The following is a 14,771-nucleotide window of genomic DNA, read 5'->3' on the forward strand; positions in this document are numbered from 1 at the left end:
TTTATTGGTTTTCCATTTGTTCCGAGTTAGTTAAAGCTACCATGTACTCGATGTTTTCAATATTTTTTGCAATAGTTTTATGAAGCAGCTCAAAGAGATATTTGTCAATAATATCAAATGAATAGGTAAAGCTTTCAATCACGGTTATAAATTCTAGGTCGTCATACGTGAAATGGTAAACTAAAAAATTTTTCTTCCATATATTTAACTCATCTGTCTTATTAAACACGACAGCCTCGCCTGTTTCCTTCGATTCCTCTATTAAATCAATCAGCTTTTCTGGGGTATCTCTTGTATAGACCTGAAAAGAGAACGCTCCATGGATCGGATAATTTTTGTATCCGATTTGTGTTTCCTCTAAAAAGTACTCCAAGACCTCTTTGAAATCGATTGCTGATCTGAACAAAAATTCTAATGTCCTACCTGAGGCATCGTCTCCTGTAAAATATGCCATGAGCTTTGCCTTTGTTCCACTAATTTCCACAGTTTCAATAGCCGCCTGCTCAATATTATCCACTTCAAATTCTAAATTCATAAACTTAAACCTTTTCAATCTCTTAAAGGCAACTGGAATCAATAGAAAAAGCAAAAACCATATAAAAAGCAAAAAGATGCCTCTAAATATGACCTGATGAAAATTAGATTGTACAAAGGGTTTTATGATAATCGAAAAAGCAGTGTCTTGGATCACTTGCTCGGCTTCTATTTCTTTAATCTCGGCATTTTGAAGGAAAAATGCCTTGGGGTTCTCCTGCCATATAGAAATGCCAATAAGCAAGGAGGAGGTGGCCATCCATGCGACAATGATTAATATTCCAATAGTATAAATGTAAGGGATTATCATATTTATCCATTGAAATAGAGTGCGTCTTTCTTGGATCGGGAATCTCATCTAAGGACTACACCTCCATACATAAATAAATAATGTTTTGTATATTTGTCTATCAATTGATTGTATGTGACAGAGCCCAAATTATGACCAAATTCTCTTTATCGTACGTAAGGTTGCTCCCAAAAATGATAGTAACGCTAGAATAATAGAAGGAATGCTGAATAACATGGTTTCAATAATCCAATGAAAATAGGATTTTAACAGAATGAAAAGGTCGAATTCCAAAACGATGGAATCCGACCTTTTTGCTGTGCATTAACTGTTAATGGAAAATCCTCAAAGTATGCTTAAATCACGTTAGCCTTGATTTGATAATGACGTAACCATTTCCTCCAATCGTAAGCGTACTGCCCTCGACAGACATTGGATCGCTATACACCAACACCTGCTCACTAGCTATGTCCAACTCCACTGATTGCTCCAATCGTTCTGGATTAAATAACACTGTGATAGAATATTTTTCATTGAATTTTTCATAACCAAAAATCCCATTTTCAGTAGTAGGAAGGATAAACCTAACTGAGCCTTCGTTGGCAAGCAGCCTTTCTTGCTTACGTATACTAATAAGTTCTTTAATGTGGTTTTTTAAATCAAGGTTATGTGTCGACTCATCCCAATCCATACATTTTCTACAACCAGGGTCCTGACCACCAGTTAAGCCAATCTCATCTCCGTAGTATATACATGGCGTCCCCATGAAAGTTAGTAGAAGGGTAAATATTTGCTTCACTTTACCTATATTGTCGTCACATTCTGTTAATAATCTAGCAGTGTCATGGCTACCAACTAAATTAAATGTATAGTCAAAAACATTTTTAGGATAGTTATAGTAAACCCTTGTGATATTTTCTACAAACTGTGTAGAATTAATGCTTTCATTTACTAAAAGATTAAATAGATTTGTTTTGAACGGATAGTTCATTACTGCATCGAACTGATCTCCACGAAGCCACGGCATGGAGTCATGCCAAATTTCACCTAGAATATATACGTCAGGCTTAATTGCTTTAACAGTTTCCCTAAACTCACGCCAGAATTTATGGTCCACTTCATTTGCCACATCTAATCTCCAGCCATCGATGTCATATTCCTCTATCCAAAATGCACCTACATCCATTAAATACTTTTTCACTTCCGGATTGGCAGTATTTAGCTTCGGCATAGACTCGACAAAACCAAATGCCTCATAGTTGGGTCTTTCACCACCCCGAACAGGATAACTATGGATATGAAACCAATCCTTATATCGTGAACTTTCCCCATTAACTAAAACATCTTGGAACGGTGGGAAGTAGTAGCCACTATGATTAAAAACAGCGTCTAACATCACTTTAATGCCACGCTTATGACACTCTTTTACAAGTCGCTTCAACGATTCTTTGTCTCCAAACTGTGGGTCTATTTCCAAATAATCAATTGTATCGTATTTATGATTGGAGCTTGCCTTGAACACAGGAGTGAAGTAAATACCGTTTACACCTAAATCACTCAAATAGTCTAAATGCTGAATGACACCTGCGAAATCCCCACCAAAGAAATTGTTTATAGCGGGGGGCTCGCTGCCCCAGGCTTTAGCCGTTGGAGGATCTATAGAAGGATCACCGTTAGCAAAGCGTTCTGGGAAAATTTGATACCAAATGGTGTCCTTTACCCAGGCTGGTGCGTCAAAAAGGTCAATATTGTGCAAATAAGGAAAACAAAAATAGTAGTCTGAATCTTTAGGGGGAGTAGAGTAAAACCCTTTTTCTGTATAAATTACTTCTTCATTACTAGAAATTAACTTAAAGCCATATCGGATTCTATTTGTTTCTGAGAAAATCTTAATCTCCCAATAATCATGTACGCCGTCTGTGCCAGCTAAGTACATCCTTTCCATATCATGCATCCATTCACCATCTGCCCAAATGTATGGGTCTCCATGAATCAGTAAAACTTCTTGAAGGTCATTTGCTTTCGTTTTTAATCGTATGTGTAACGTTTTGTTATCGAGTAAATAAGCTAGGTTATCTACTGGTCTATGAAATACAGCGGACTTTTCCATATGATTGCTCCTTTTTAGAAGTGAGAACAGCACACTTCAATATTATGAAATAAAATAATTTTTATAAATATTAAAAAAAGTATTGTGCAAACGTACTTTAAATGTATAATAAAACCATAAGTTGTGCAATCGCTTTCATAACATTTTATTGAAACATTATGATTCTATTTATCTTAATATACTAGAAATAGCTAGAATAAGTAGATTAGCATGTTCATATTCTAATTTTATGTGAGCGTTTTCATTTATTCATTTGTGCAAACGGTTGTACAACTTTAGGAAAAAGAGATAAACAATTGGGAGGGTTAAAAGAAATGAAAAAAACACTATCATTCTTATCGATTCTACTTTTATTGATGGCTATGTTAGCAGCATGTGGACCAGATCGAGAAACAAGCACAGGGTCATCTAACACAGGTGATAAAGAAAGTGAAGGCAACGCGGAAGAACCAGCAAAGCCTGAAAAACTTGTTGTATGGGAAGATACAGATAAATCTGTAGCCTTAAAACCTGCAATTGAGTCTTTTGAAAAGGAATATGGGATTAAAGTAGAATTTAAAGAATTAGGAATGGCAGATAAGATGCGCGACCAGCTACGTATGGATGGTCCATCAGGAACTGGTGCTGACGTTGTTACTTTGCCGCATGACCAAATTGGTCAGGTAGTTACAGAAGGGCTTCTTCAAGAAATTGAAGTAAGTGACGAAGTACTTTCTACATTTAGTGAGTCTTCTGTAAATGCACAAAAATATGATGGAAAACTTTACGGGCTTCCAAAAGCAACGGAAACACCTGTATTTATTTATAACAAGGCTCTTATGACAGAAGCACCAGAAACAATGGATGATGTTTATGAGTTTTCTAAAGGCTTTACAGATGGTAAAAAGTTTGGCTTCATTGCAACTTGGGATGACTTCTATTTTGCACATGGTGTAATTGCTGGTATGGGCGGATACGTTTTCAAAGAAAATGATGGCGCTCTTGATAGAGACGACATTGGTTTAAACAACGAAGGAGCAGTTGAAGGAGCTTCTTATATCCAAAAATGGTATTCAGAAGGTCTTTTCCCTAAAGGGGTTATTGGGGAAAGCGGTGGTTCTACAAGAGATGGACTATTTAACGAAGGTAAAATTGCTTCCGTTATGAATGGTCCTTGGTCTTTCCAAAGCATGAAGGATGCTGGAATTGACATCGGTATTTCTGCAATGCCTAAGCTTCCTAATGGTGAACCTATGAAAACGTTCATGGGAGTTAAAGGGTGGCATGTAACAGCATTCACTGAACACAAATATTGGTCTACAAAATTAGTAGAGTGGTTAACAAATGAAGAAAATGCAAAAATTCGCTTTGAAACAACACAAGAAATTCCTCCAGTTAAAACATTAATCGACGATCCGATTATTGCAGACAACGAAGGGGCAAAAGCAGTAGCACTTCAATCTCAATATGCAGTACCAATGCCAAACATTCCAGAAATGTCAGAGGTATGGGGTCCTGCAGCATCAGCACTACAAACTATTGCAACAGGAAAAGCTGAGCCTAAAGCAGCAATGGATGATGCAGTTAAAAACATCAAAACAAATATTGAAACAAATCACCCTAACTGATGATTTAAATTGCAAAGGCATGTTTCCTATCATGGGAACATGGCTTTGCTTATATATAATATAATTTTGAAAAGAAATTCTCCTTTCAAAGGAAAGAGGGAGGCCGCTTTAGCGATGGACAATAATGTCACAAACAAACATAGAAAAACTGCTGGGCTTTTATCGATTATTCCAGGTATGGGTCAGCTTTATAATAAACAGTATGTTAAAGGAATCATTTTCTTAGTTTTAACAGTAGCTTTTTTCAGTAGCTTCTATCAAACCCTTAACTGGGGCTTTTGGGGACTAATTACGCTTGGAGAAATTCCAGGTTTAGATCATTCCGTGTTCCTTTTAGTTGATGGAGTTATTGCCTTACTCGTAGCAGCAATCGGGTTAGGTATATATGCTTTTAATATTTATGATGCCTATAACAATGGAAAAAAGAGAGATGAAGGCTTCGAGTTAAATAGCGTAAGAGAGCAGTACCATAACTTATTAGATAATGGTTTTCCATATTTAATGATTTCCCCTGGATTTTTACTGTTAATCTTTGTAGTTATTTTCCCAATCTTTTTCGTTATCCTTCTTTCATTTACAAATTATGACCTGTACCATACGCCACCTGCAAAGCTAGTGGACTGGGTTGGTATACAAAACTATATAGACATTTTTAAATTAGAATTGTGGCGCTCTACATTCTTCAGTGTGCTCGGATGGACGATTGTTTGGACTTTTGGAGCTACAACACTACAGGTTGCAGTTGGTATATTCCTTGCAGTTGTCATTAATCAAAAAGATTTAAAAGGAAAAGCGGTTTTCCGTACGATTTTAATACTTCCTTGGGCAGTCCCAGCATTTATATCTATCTTAATATTTTCTGGTATGTTCAATGAATCATTCGGGGTTATTAACGATGGAATATTAAGCTTTCTTGGTATAGACCCTGTCCCGTGGATGACTTCTGAAATGTGGACCCGTATTGCATTAATAGGAATACAATCCTGGCTTGGATTCCCATTTGTTTTTGCAATGACTACAGGTGTTCTGCAATCAATTCCTGATGAACTATATGAGGCAGCTAACGTAGATGGAGCATCTATTTGGCAAAAGTTCCGTAGTATTACTTTGCCGATGGTGCTATACGCAACTGCTCCTATCATAATCACGCAATATACGTTCAACTTTAACAACTTCAATGTTATTTTCTTATTCAACGGTGGAGGCCCTGCATTACCTGGTCAAAATGCCGGAGGAACAGATATTTTAATCTCTTGGATTTACAAGCTAACGATGACTTCTGCTCAATATGGTAAAGCTGCAGCAATCACGATGCTTTTATCATTAGTTGTAGTAGCCGTAGCTTTATGGCAGTTCAAACGTACAAATTCATTCAAAGAGGAGGATATGATGTGATATGAATACGAAAACAGAGAAAATTATTAGACTGACACTTTCGTACTTTATTCTCCTAGTAGCTGCTCTAGTCGTTATCTATCCGCTTCTTTGGGTAATTGGGTCATCACTAAATCCAGGTCAGAGTCTTTCCGGGTCTACAATGTTTCCCGAAAACCCGACTTTTAAGCATTACCTAGAGTTGTTTGATATGGATAATTCTAATTATGTTTTATGGTATATCAACTCCATGAAGATTAGCTTGATCACGATGGCTTTGTCGGTCATCAGTGTATCACTAACTGCATATGCCTTCTCACGTTATCGCTTTGTCGGACGCAAAAATGGCCTACTAACGTTTTTAGTACTACAAATGATTCCTAACTTTGCAGCGCTAATTGCAATCTTTGTTTTAGCTCAAAGAACTGGCCTTTTAGACACTCATTTAGGATTAATTTTGATCTATACAGGCGGCCAAATACCGATGAATACGTGGCTAATGAAAGGGTATCTCGATACCATTCCAAAAGAGCTTGATGAGTCTGCAAGGATGGACGGTGCTGGACACCTTCGAATTTTTTGGCAGATCATTATGCCGCTAGCAAAGCCTATTATTTCAGTAGTTGCGTTGTTTTCTTTTATCGCTCCATTCGGAGACTTTATATTGGCTCGCGTAATGCTTCGCTCAGAGGAAAAATTTACGATGGGCGTGGGGCTGTATGAGCTAGTATCTAAGCAATTTGGGAATGAGTTCACCACTTTTGCTGCGGGCTCCGTATTAATCGCAATTCCGATAACTATTTTGTTCTTAGCGTTCCAAAAGTATTTTGTTTCCGGACTAACTGCTGGGGGAACAAAGGGATAATAATGTTCAAAGAAACTATCGGGGGTGTATGACTATAAAAAGGGGTAGACATTTACTTTTCATTCTTATACTTTTAGTTAGCTTCCAGCCACTTTCAGTCTTTGCCAGTGGAGAGCGTACGATGCAGGATGAGATTATATATATGATCATGGTAGATCGTTTTCATAATGGTGATCCGTCCAATGATAAGGATGCTAACCCTGATGACCCTTATGCTTATCATGGTGGCGATTTTAAAGGAATTACGGATAAGCTAGATCATATAGAAGAAATGGGTTTCACAGCTATATGGCTGACCCCGATCTTTGAAAATATGCCAAAAGGGTACCATGGCTATTGGACAAAGGATTACTATAAAACAAACGAATATTTCGGAACAATGGATGAATTTAAGACCCTTGTTGATGAAGCACATAAAAGAGATATAAAAATTATCTTAGATTTTGTTGTCAATCATGTGGGACCAAATCATGACTGGCTAAGTGACCCTTCTAAGGAAGACTGGTTTCATCCCCAACAGCCCATAGCTAATTGGAATGACCAGCAGGAAGTAGAAAATGGCTGGCTATATGATTTACCAGACTTAGATCAAAGCAATCCAGAGGTAGCTGCCTATTTAATAGATGCAGCGAAATGGTGGATAGAAGAAACAGATATAGATGGTTTCCGTTTAGATACAGTCAAACATGTATCAAAGGATTATTGGAAAGAATTCGCTTCTGCTGTAAAGGCTGAAAAGGAAGACTTATATTTGATAGGGGAAGTGTGGCATGACAATCCAAATGTCGTTGCCAGCTATGAGGAGACAGGAATAGATAGCTTTTTTGACTTTTCCCAAAATGGTAGTCTGCGCACTGCTTTCGAGAGATCAAATCAATCACTTGGCTGGCTGTTCTCAAATGCTGAAAGAAACGAGAAGGTTTTTGATCGGTCCCATTTGCTTGGACAGTTTGTCGATAACCACGATATGACAAGGTTTAGTCATCTGGTGATCAATCAAAAAGAAAATCCTTTGACTCAGCTTAAGCAAAGTCTCACCTTTCTATATACCGCTCCTGGAGTGCCTATCATTTATTATGGTACCGAGATGGCGATGGATGGAGGAAATGACCCGGATAATCGTCGTATGCTGGATTTTAATACAGAAAAAAATGTAGTTGACTACATATCAAAGCTTGGAGCAATAAGAAAAGAGCATCCAGCTTTGACCAATGGTGAGATGGAGCTGCTATATGAAGAAGAAGGGACCGCAGTTTATTCTAGAAAACTAGATGGAGAGACAATTGTTGTTGCCATAAACAACATGTCGAGTGATCAAACCATTGTGCTTAAGGATAAGCTTGAAAATGGGAAACGGTTAGTTAGCCAGCTCACTGAAGCTATCGTTAAGTCGAATGGGAATGAATACTCGATTAAATTAGAGAGTGGTCAAGCAGAAATCTTCGAGCTAGCTGAGAAGCCAGGACCTAACTGGTTATTTATAGTTCTTTCATCTGCAGTAATTGTGTCATTCATCATTATTCTTATACTAGGAATTAAAGAAGTGAACAAACGGTCTAGATTGTAAGGACTGAAAGAAGCTTTAAAAGAAAGTCTAAAAGTTATGGGATAAATGTACACAACTCATAACGAAGGGAGTATTTTTTATATGAATCGAAATTGGTGGAAAGAAGCGGTCAGCTATCAGGTTTATCCTAGAAGCTTTATGGATAGCAATGGTGATGGCATAGGAGATTTGCGTGGAATCATAACAAAGCTTGATTACTTAAAAGATTTAGGAATAGATGTCATTTGGGTATCTCCCTTTTTTAAATCCCCAAATGCGGATAATGGCTACGATATTAGCGACTATCAAGGGATTTCAGAGCAATTTGGAGATATGAAGGATTTTGATGAATTATTAACAGAAACGCATGCACGAGGTATGAAGCTTATTTTAGACCTTGTTATCAATCATACAAGTGATGAGCATCCATGGTTTATAGAGTCACGGTCCTCTAAAGATAACCCAAAGAGAGACTGGTATATTTGGCGTGATGGCAAAGGAACGGAGCCACCAAACAATTGGGAAAGCATTTTTTCCGGGAGCGCATGGGAATATGATACGGCAACGGAACAATATTACATGCACCTTTTTGCGATCAAACAACCAGATTTAAATTGGGAAAACGAAGAAGTAAGAACGGAATTATATAAGATGGTTAATTGGTGGCTGGATAAGGGGATAGATGGTTTCCGTGTAGATGCGATCAGTCATATTAAAAAACGAGAAGGCTTTCCAGACATGCCAAATCCGGATGGACAGCAGTTTGTTTCCTCTTTTGATATGCATACAAACCAACCAGGCATTCAAACATTCCTAAGTGAATTAAAGGAAGAAACGTTCTCTAAATATGACATCATGACGGTTGGAGAAGCTAATGGTGTTGGTATAGAAGAGGCAGATGAATGGGTTGGTGAGTCAAACGGGAAATTTAGTATGATCTTCCAATTTGAACATTTAGGGCTTTGGAACAAGGATGCCAATAAATCTGTGGATGTCATTGGTCTAAAAAAGACGCTAACAAAATGGCAAAAGGGACTCCATGAAAGAGGCTGGAATGCGCTATTTTTAGAAAATCATGATCAAACAAGAAGTGTTTCTAGCTGGGGAAATGACCAGGAATATTGGAATGAGAGTGCTAAAATGCTTGGGGCCTGCTATTTCCTTATGCAGGGCACACCTTTCATCTACCAGGGGCAAGAAATTGGTATGACAAATGTCCAACTACCTTCTATAGATGATTACGATGATATTGGTATGCGTAACTTCTATGAGATAGAAATAGCAAAGGGTCGTCCACATCTTGAAGTGATGGAAACTATTTGGACTAGTGGAAGAGATAATTCACGAACTCCAATGCAGTGGGATAACACAGATAATGCCGGGTTTACTACAGGTACACCTTGGATGAAAGTGAATCCGAACTATTCCTCTATTAATGTAGAGGCTCAAATAAAGGACGAACATTCTATTTACCACTTTTTTAAGAGTATGATTAAGCTTCGCAAGGAACATGAAGTGTTTGTTTATGGGGCATATAATCTTCTTTTAGAAACTGATCCAGATGTATATGTCTATACAAGATACTTAGATAATGTATTTGCGGTTGTCCTATGCAATTTCCGTAACAAGACAGTAGAACTGGACCTTCATGAGGTGGAGCAAAAGGATTATCGCCTCGTGCTAAGTAATTTTGAGGGGGCACCTCATACATTAACCAAAAAGGCTACTTTAAAGCCCTATGAGACCAGAGTATATCTGTCTAAATAATAGGTTTAACTTCTATAGAGACTAGTTAATAACTTTCCTTATCTATATAATGATATTCTAAAGAATATTGAAGAAAACAGAAAAAGAGTGGTGAATTCCTTTGGCGGTTACGATTAAAGATGTAGCAAAATTAGCAGATGTAGCTCCCTCGACGGTCTCTCGGGTAATTGCCAATAATCCCCGCATTAGTGACAAAACTAAGAAGCGTGTAAGAGAGGCGATGGAGCAGCTAGGTTATCATCCTAATTTCATTGCTCGAAGTCTAGCAAATCAATCCACGAAAGTAATTGGCCTGGTATTACCGCCTTCTTCAGGTGCTTTCTTTCAAAACCCTTTCTTTGCAGAGGTTATGCACGGACTAAGCGATGGTGTGCATGAAAAACATTATGCCCTTCAAATGACTACTGGAACGACAGAAGAAGAACTATTTGATGGAGTAGTACAGATGGTCCAAGGCGGCAGAGTGGATGGAATTATACTTCTTTACTCTCGTGTTAATGATGAGATTTTAAGTTATTTAAGAACACGCCATTTCCCATTTGTGATGATCGGTAAGCCTTTTGAGCATGTAGAAAAAATAACTCATGTAGATAACGACAACTTTCTTGCAGCAAAAGAGGCGACCGAGTATCTTATAGGACTTGGACATAAGCATATTGGTTTCATTGGAGGTAGTCCAAGCCTAACCGTTACATTGGACCGACTCCAAGGCTACAAGAATGCCTTGAGAGAGGAAAATCTGCCATTACTAGAGGACTATATCATTCATTCTGAATACTTCTTGAGAGAAGGGGGCCAGCAAGCGGTCAACAAACTATTCTCAGCAAGTGTTTCGCCAACCGCTTTAATCGTGACGGATGATTTGATGGCCCTAGGTGTAGTTAACACTCTTACAGAAATGGCAATCGACATCCCAAACCAGGTCTCTATCATAAGCTTCAACAATGCGTTGTTTGCAGAAATGTCTCGACCGCCATTGACATCCATTAATATCAATATCGTGGAGTTAGGTTATCAGGCAGCCAGAAGCTTAATTCAAATACTGGAAAATGAGAACGAACCTGTGAAGCGCATTATCATTCCACATCAGCTTGTGGTGCGCAACTCTTGTGCAATTTCACAAAAAGCAATTATAAAAGATAGTACAAGCTTAAGTTAAACTAAACAATGGTTATCCATGAGATATTGGGTAACCATTTTTATTCACCATAATTTTATTATGTAAACTAAATACTATTTCTATTATTCTAAAAATAATTTATACTCTTTATAAGGAGGGATATATTTTGTTTACATACGCAATTGATGACAAAATTAAACTAAAAATGCTAGATTTACGAGACTCCGAACAATTATTCTCTTTAACTGTAGAGTCTAAGAATTCCTTAAGAGAATGGCTACCGTTTATTGATTATACAAAAACGGTTGCTGATACGGAGAACTTCATCAAATCGACGATGAAGCAGTTCAGTGACAATAATGGAATCCAAGCAGGTATATGGTATGAAGGCAATCTTGCAGGTGTTATCGGATTTCATAAAATAGACTGGAATAACAAATCCACAAGCATCGGGTATTGGTTGGGCGAAGATTATGTGGGTAATGGTCTCATGACTAAGTCCGTAAAAGCATTTGTAGATTATGCTTTAATCGATTTAGGATTGAATCGAGTAGAAATTCGCGCTGCAGTAGAGAACAAGAAAAGTAGAGCAATTCCTGAAAGGCTTGGTTTTACACATGAAGGCACCATTCGTCAATCGGAATGGCTATACGATCATTATGTGGATCATCAGGTCTACGGTATGCTAGCAAGTGACTGGAAGAAATAGATTGAACAAGCGCCGATCAGTTTAATACCTGCCAGGCGTTTTTGTATTCAAATATTTAGTAACAAACAACGGACTTGTTTAAAGATAAAAATGTGTGGTCAATCATACGATAGTAGAAGAACAGAAGAAGGGACAGGTCTTATGATTGCTTACATATCTACGCTCAGTCCGGTACTGCAGGCATTGTTAGCAACTGTATTTACTTGGGGCATGACAGCATTAGGTGCAGCTCTAGTTTTCACTACAAAATCAGTAAATCAAAAGTTAATGGATGGCATGCTTGGCTCGGCTGGAGGAATCATGATAGCGGCAAGCTTTTGGTCGCTTCTTGCTCCTGCTATTGAAATGTCGAAGGAAGGGGCATTCCCTGCCTGGTTTCCAGCAGCTACCGGATTTTTACTAGGTGGATTCTTCTTGTGGCTGGCCGATAAACTCATTCCACATATGCATCCATCTTCTAACTCGAACCAAACAGAAGGGATAAAGCCAAAAGGCAAAAGAAGAAGTACGTTGCTTGTGTTTGCGATCACCCTCCATAATATACCAGAGGGTCTTGCTGTCGGGGTTGCTTTTGGAGCAGTCGCTGCAGGACTAGATACCTCTTCTTTAACTGCAGCCTTGGCATTAGCAATAGGCATTGGTATTCAGAATCTACCGGAGGGTGCAGCGGTTGCATTACCTTTGAGAAGAGATGGCATGTCTCGTAGAAAGAGCTTCTTTTATGGGCAATTTTCCGGAATGGTCGAGCCGATAGCTGCGGTAGTCGGTGTCCTTGCAGTCTCCTTTATGTCCCCTATTCTACCTTTTGCACTCGCGTTCGCAGCTGGAGCAATGATTTTTGTTGTGGTGGAGGAGGTAATTCCAGGCTCCCAGGAGTATGGGAACGGTGATTTAGCAACGGTGTGCTTGATGATCGGATTTACAATCATGATGATTCTAGATGTTGCTTTTGGGTAGTTCAATTTTTTTCAAAAAGCGCATCCTACTATAAGTTAGGATGCGCTAGTGTGTTTATATTTCAATAAGGATTGGCAGAATCATGGGTTTTTTCTTTGTACGAGCATATATTAGGTTTTCTACCGAGTTTTTAATATTCTTTTTGAGTGTACGCTGATTCTTATTGTTATCCCATTTTTCTACTGTTGTACGAACGGTTTGATTGATTAAATTGATTAGCTCTTCAGAGTCTGGACCATATACAAAGCCTCGAGTAAGAGTATCAGGTCCATTTAATACTTTTTTCAATCCTTTTTGTAAACTAATGACGATCACAACCATCCCGTCTCCAGCAAGAACTCTTCGATCACGTAGAATAATCTCACCAACATCTCCTATGCCTGATCCATCTACAAAGACGTCACCTGCTTCTACGGACCGTGTTTGTATGACCTCATTAGTATCTACAATATCCACAACATCTCCATTGTTCAGTAGAAAAATATTAGATCGTTTAACACCCACGGACTGTGCTAGCTCGCGATGTATATGGAGCATGCGATATTCTCCATGGATCGGGACAAAGTACTTTGGCTTCATCAATGTTAGCATGAGCTTCAGCTCTTCCTGGTAAGCATGACCTGAAACGTGCATACCAGTCTTGCTTCCAGAGCCATAAATCACGTTAGCTCCTAATCTTAACAGATTATCGACTACCCTTGTGACATTCGTTTCATTACCAGGGATGGGGCTAGATGAAAAGATTACGGTATCCTCAGGATGAACCTCGAGTTTACGAAACCTAGAGCTTGCTAGTCTTGAAAGAGCAGCCATAGGCTCACCCTGTCCACCAGTACAAAGAATCGTCACTTCCTCGGGAGACATGGTTGGCACCTCACTTTCCTCCAGTAACATTCCTTCCGGTATTCTCAAATACCCACGCTGCATAGCAACTCGAACGACATTCACCATACTTCTACCGAGTAAGAGGATCTTTCTATTGTTTCTAATGCAAACGTCTACTATTTGCTGTACACGATGAACATTGGACGCAAAGGTCGTAATAAAAATTTTCCGCGTTGCCTTCCTAAAGGTTTCATCTAAATGCTCTTCTATAAGCTTCTCAGAAGGGGAGGAGCCAGGTCTCTCTGCATTCGTACTTTCAGAAAGAAGCAACAGCACACCTTCTTGACCGATTGCCGCCATTCGATGAATGTCTGCCGCCTGTTTATCCACGGGAGTCCAGTCAAACTTAAAGTCTCCCGTATGAACGATTGTGCCTAATGGAGTTTGAAAAGTAATTCCTAAGCAATCTGGTATACTATGGCTTGTTCGGAAGAAGGTTGTCCGTATGGTACCGAGCCTTAAAACACTATCCTCATCTATCAAAAATAGCTTACTATCCCTAAGAATCCCATGCTCCTTTAACTTAATCTCAATTAGACCAAGTGTGAGGTTTGTGGCATAGACTGGCACATTCAGCTGCTTTAGAAAGTAAGGGATTGCTCCAATATGGTCCTCATGTCCATGGGTGACGATCAATCCACGTATTTTGCTTTCATTTTCCTGCAGATATGTAATATCAGGAATAATTAAATCAACACCTGGCAGACTTTCATCTGGAAACTTTCCACCACAGTCAATAATCACAATATCATCGTATGATTCAATCACATACATATTCTTTCCGATTTCATTTATACCACCAAGTGCAAATACAGATACGGCCGAATTTTTAGTAGTCAAAAAGATACCTCCCGATTCAATAAACTATTTTAAGTATGAACTTTAAACTATTATTTATGAGATAAATATCGAAAAAGGTAATATTTACTACTTTGTAAAATAAACAAATAATCAGTTAAAAACATATTGGCTAATATGTCACGTTGTGATATAGTCATGATGTGACAT

11 protein-coding genes are annotated in these 14,771 nt (G+C 38.5%); 8 read left to right on the plus strand and 3 right to left on the minus strand.

The window, feature by feature from the left end:
- Position 1 precedes the first annotated feature (1 nt).
- Both M3627_RS04515 and M3627_RS04520 read right to left on the minus strand, forming a co-directional pair.
- Positions 2 to 892: a hypothetical protein gene (locus M3627_RS04515; RefSeq protein ID WP_169359135.1), complete on the minus strand. Its 891-nt coding sequence runs from the start codon at positions 890 to 892 to the stop codon at positions 2 to 4.
- A gap of 292 nt (positions 893 to 1,184) precedes the next feature.
- Positions 1,185 to 2,933: a glycoside hydrolase family 13 protein gene (locus tag M3627_RS04520; protein WP_251553103.1), complete on the minus strand. Its 1,749-nt coding sequence runs from the start codon at positions 2,931 to 2,933 to the stop codon at positions 1,185 to 1,187.
- Between the two features lie 314 nt (positions 2,934 to 3,247).
- Between M3627_RS04520 and M3627_RS04525 the strand changes: the two genes are divergently transcribed.
- From M3627_RS04525 to M3627_RS04560, 8 genes are all read left to right on the plus strand, one after another.
- A complete protein-coding gene (locus M3627_RS04525; protein ID WP_251553104.1) occupies positions 3,248 to 4,540 on the plus strand; it encodes an extracellular solute-binding protein in 1,293 nt (430 codons plus the stop codon).
- A 114-nt stretch (positions 4,541 to 4,654) separates the two neighbouring features.
- Positions 4,655 to 5,935: a sugar ABC transporter permease gene (locus M3627_RS04530; protein WP_251553105.1), complete on the plus strand. Its 1,281-nt coding sequence runs from the start codon at positions 4,655 to 4,657 to the stop codon at positions 5,933 to 5,935.
- A gap of 1 nt (position 5,936) precedes the next feature.
- Entirely contained in the window at positions 5,937 to 6,779 is an 843-nt protein-coding gene (locus tag M3627_RS04535; RefSeq protein ID WP_251553106.1) for a sugar ABC transporter permease, read from the plus strand.
- Between the two features lie 28 nt (positions 6,780 to 6,807).
- Positions 6,808 to 8,346, plus strand: a complete 1,539-nt coding sequence (locus M3627_RS04540; RefSeq protein ID WP_251553107.1) for an alpha-amylase family glycosyl hydrolase — start codon at positions 6,808 to 6,810, stop codon at positions 8,344 to 8,346.
- Positions 8,347 to 8,427: 81 nt separating this feature from the next.
- Complete coding sequence (locus M3627_RS04545; RefSeq protein WP_251553108.1) at positions 8,428 to 10,092, plus strand: glycoside hydrolase family 13 protein; 1,665 nt, start codon at positions 8,428 to 8,430, stop codon at positions 10,090 to 10,092.
- A gap of 100 nt (positions 10,093 to 10,192) precedes the next feature.
- Positions 10,193 to 11,251, plus strand: coding sequence for a LacI family DNA-binding transcriptional regulator (locus tag M3627_RS04550; RefSeq protein WP_251553109.1), 1,059 nt, complete (start codon positions 10,193 to 10,195; stop codon positions 11,249 to 11,251).
- Between the two features lie 127 nt (positions 11,252 to 11,378).
- A complete protein-coding gene (locus M3627_RS04555; RefSeq protein ID WP_251553110.1) occupies positions 11,379 to 11,921 on the plus strand; it encodes a GNAT family N-acetyltransferase in 543 nt (180 codons plus the stop codon).
- Positions 11,922 to 12,062: 141 nt separating this feature from the next.
- On the plus strand, positions 12,063 to 12,878 hold the full coding sequence (locus M3627_RS04560) for a ZIP family metal transporter (protein ID WP_251553205.1): 816 nt from the start codon (positions 12,063 to 12,065) through the stop codon (positions 12,876 to 12,878).
- 54 nt (positions 12,879 to 12,932) lie between these two features.
- Here M3627_RS04560 and M3627_RS04565 read toward each other — a convergent pair whose 3' ends face one another.
- A complete protein-coding gene (locus tag M3627_RS04565) occupies positions 12,933 to 14,603 on the minus strand; it encodes a ribonuclease J (protein WP_285841632.1) in 1,671 nt (556 codons plus the stop codon).
- Between the last annotated feature and the right edge of the window lie 168 nt (positions 14,604 to 14,771).

Source organism: Psychrobacillus sp. MER TA 171 (genome assembly GCF_023713305.1).
Classification (GTDB): Bacteria; Bacillota; Bacilli; order Bacillales_A; family Planococcaceae; genus Psychrobacillus.

Bases quoted from the DNA above. Each gene is read 5' to 3' on its own strand.
- M3627_RS04515 (WP_169359135.1), bottom strand. From the start codon at position 892: ATGAGATTCCCGATCCAAGAAAGACGCACTCTATTTCAATGGATAAAT.
- M3627_RS04520 (WP_251553103.1), bottom strand. From the start codon at position 2,933: ATGGAAAAGTCCGCTGTATTTCATAGACCAGTAGATAACCTAGCTTAT.
- M3627_RS04525 (WP_251553104.1), top strand. From the start codon at position 3,248: ATGAAAAAAACACTATCATTCTTATCGATTCTACTTTTATTGATGGCT.
- M3627_RS04530 (WP_251553105.1), top strand. From the start codon at position 4,655: ATGGACAATAATGTCACAAACAAACATAGAAAAACTGCTGGGCTTTTA.
- M3627_RS04535 (WP_251553106.1), top strand. From the start codon at position 5,937: ATGAATACGAAAACAGAGAAAATTATTAGACTGACACTTTCGTACTTT.
- M3627_RS04540 (WP_251553107.1), top strand. From the start codon at position 6,808: ATGACTATAAAAAGGGGTAGACATTTACTTTTCATTCTTATACTTTTA.
- M3627_RS04545 (WP_251553108.1), top strand. From the start codon at position 8,428: ATGAATCGAAATTGGTGGAAAGAAGCGGTCAGCTATCAGGTTTATCCT.
- M3627_RS04560 (WP_251553205.1), top strand. From the start codon at position 12,063: ATGATTGCTTACATATCTACGCTCAGTCCGGTACTGCAGGCATTGTTA.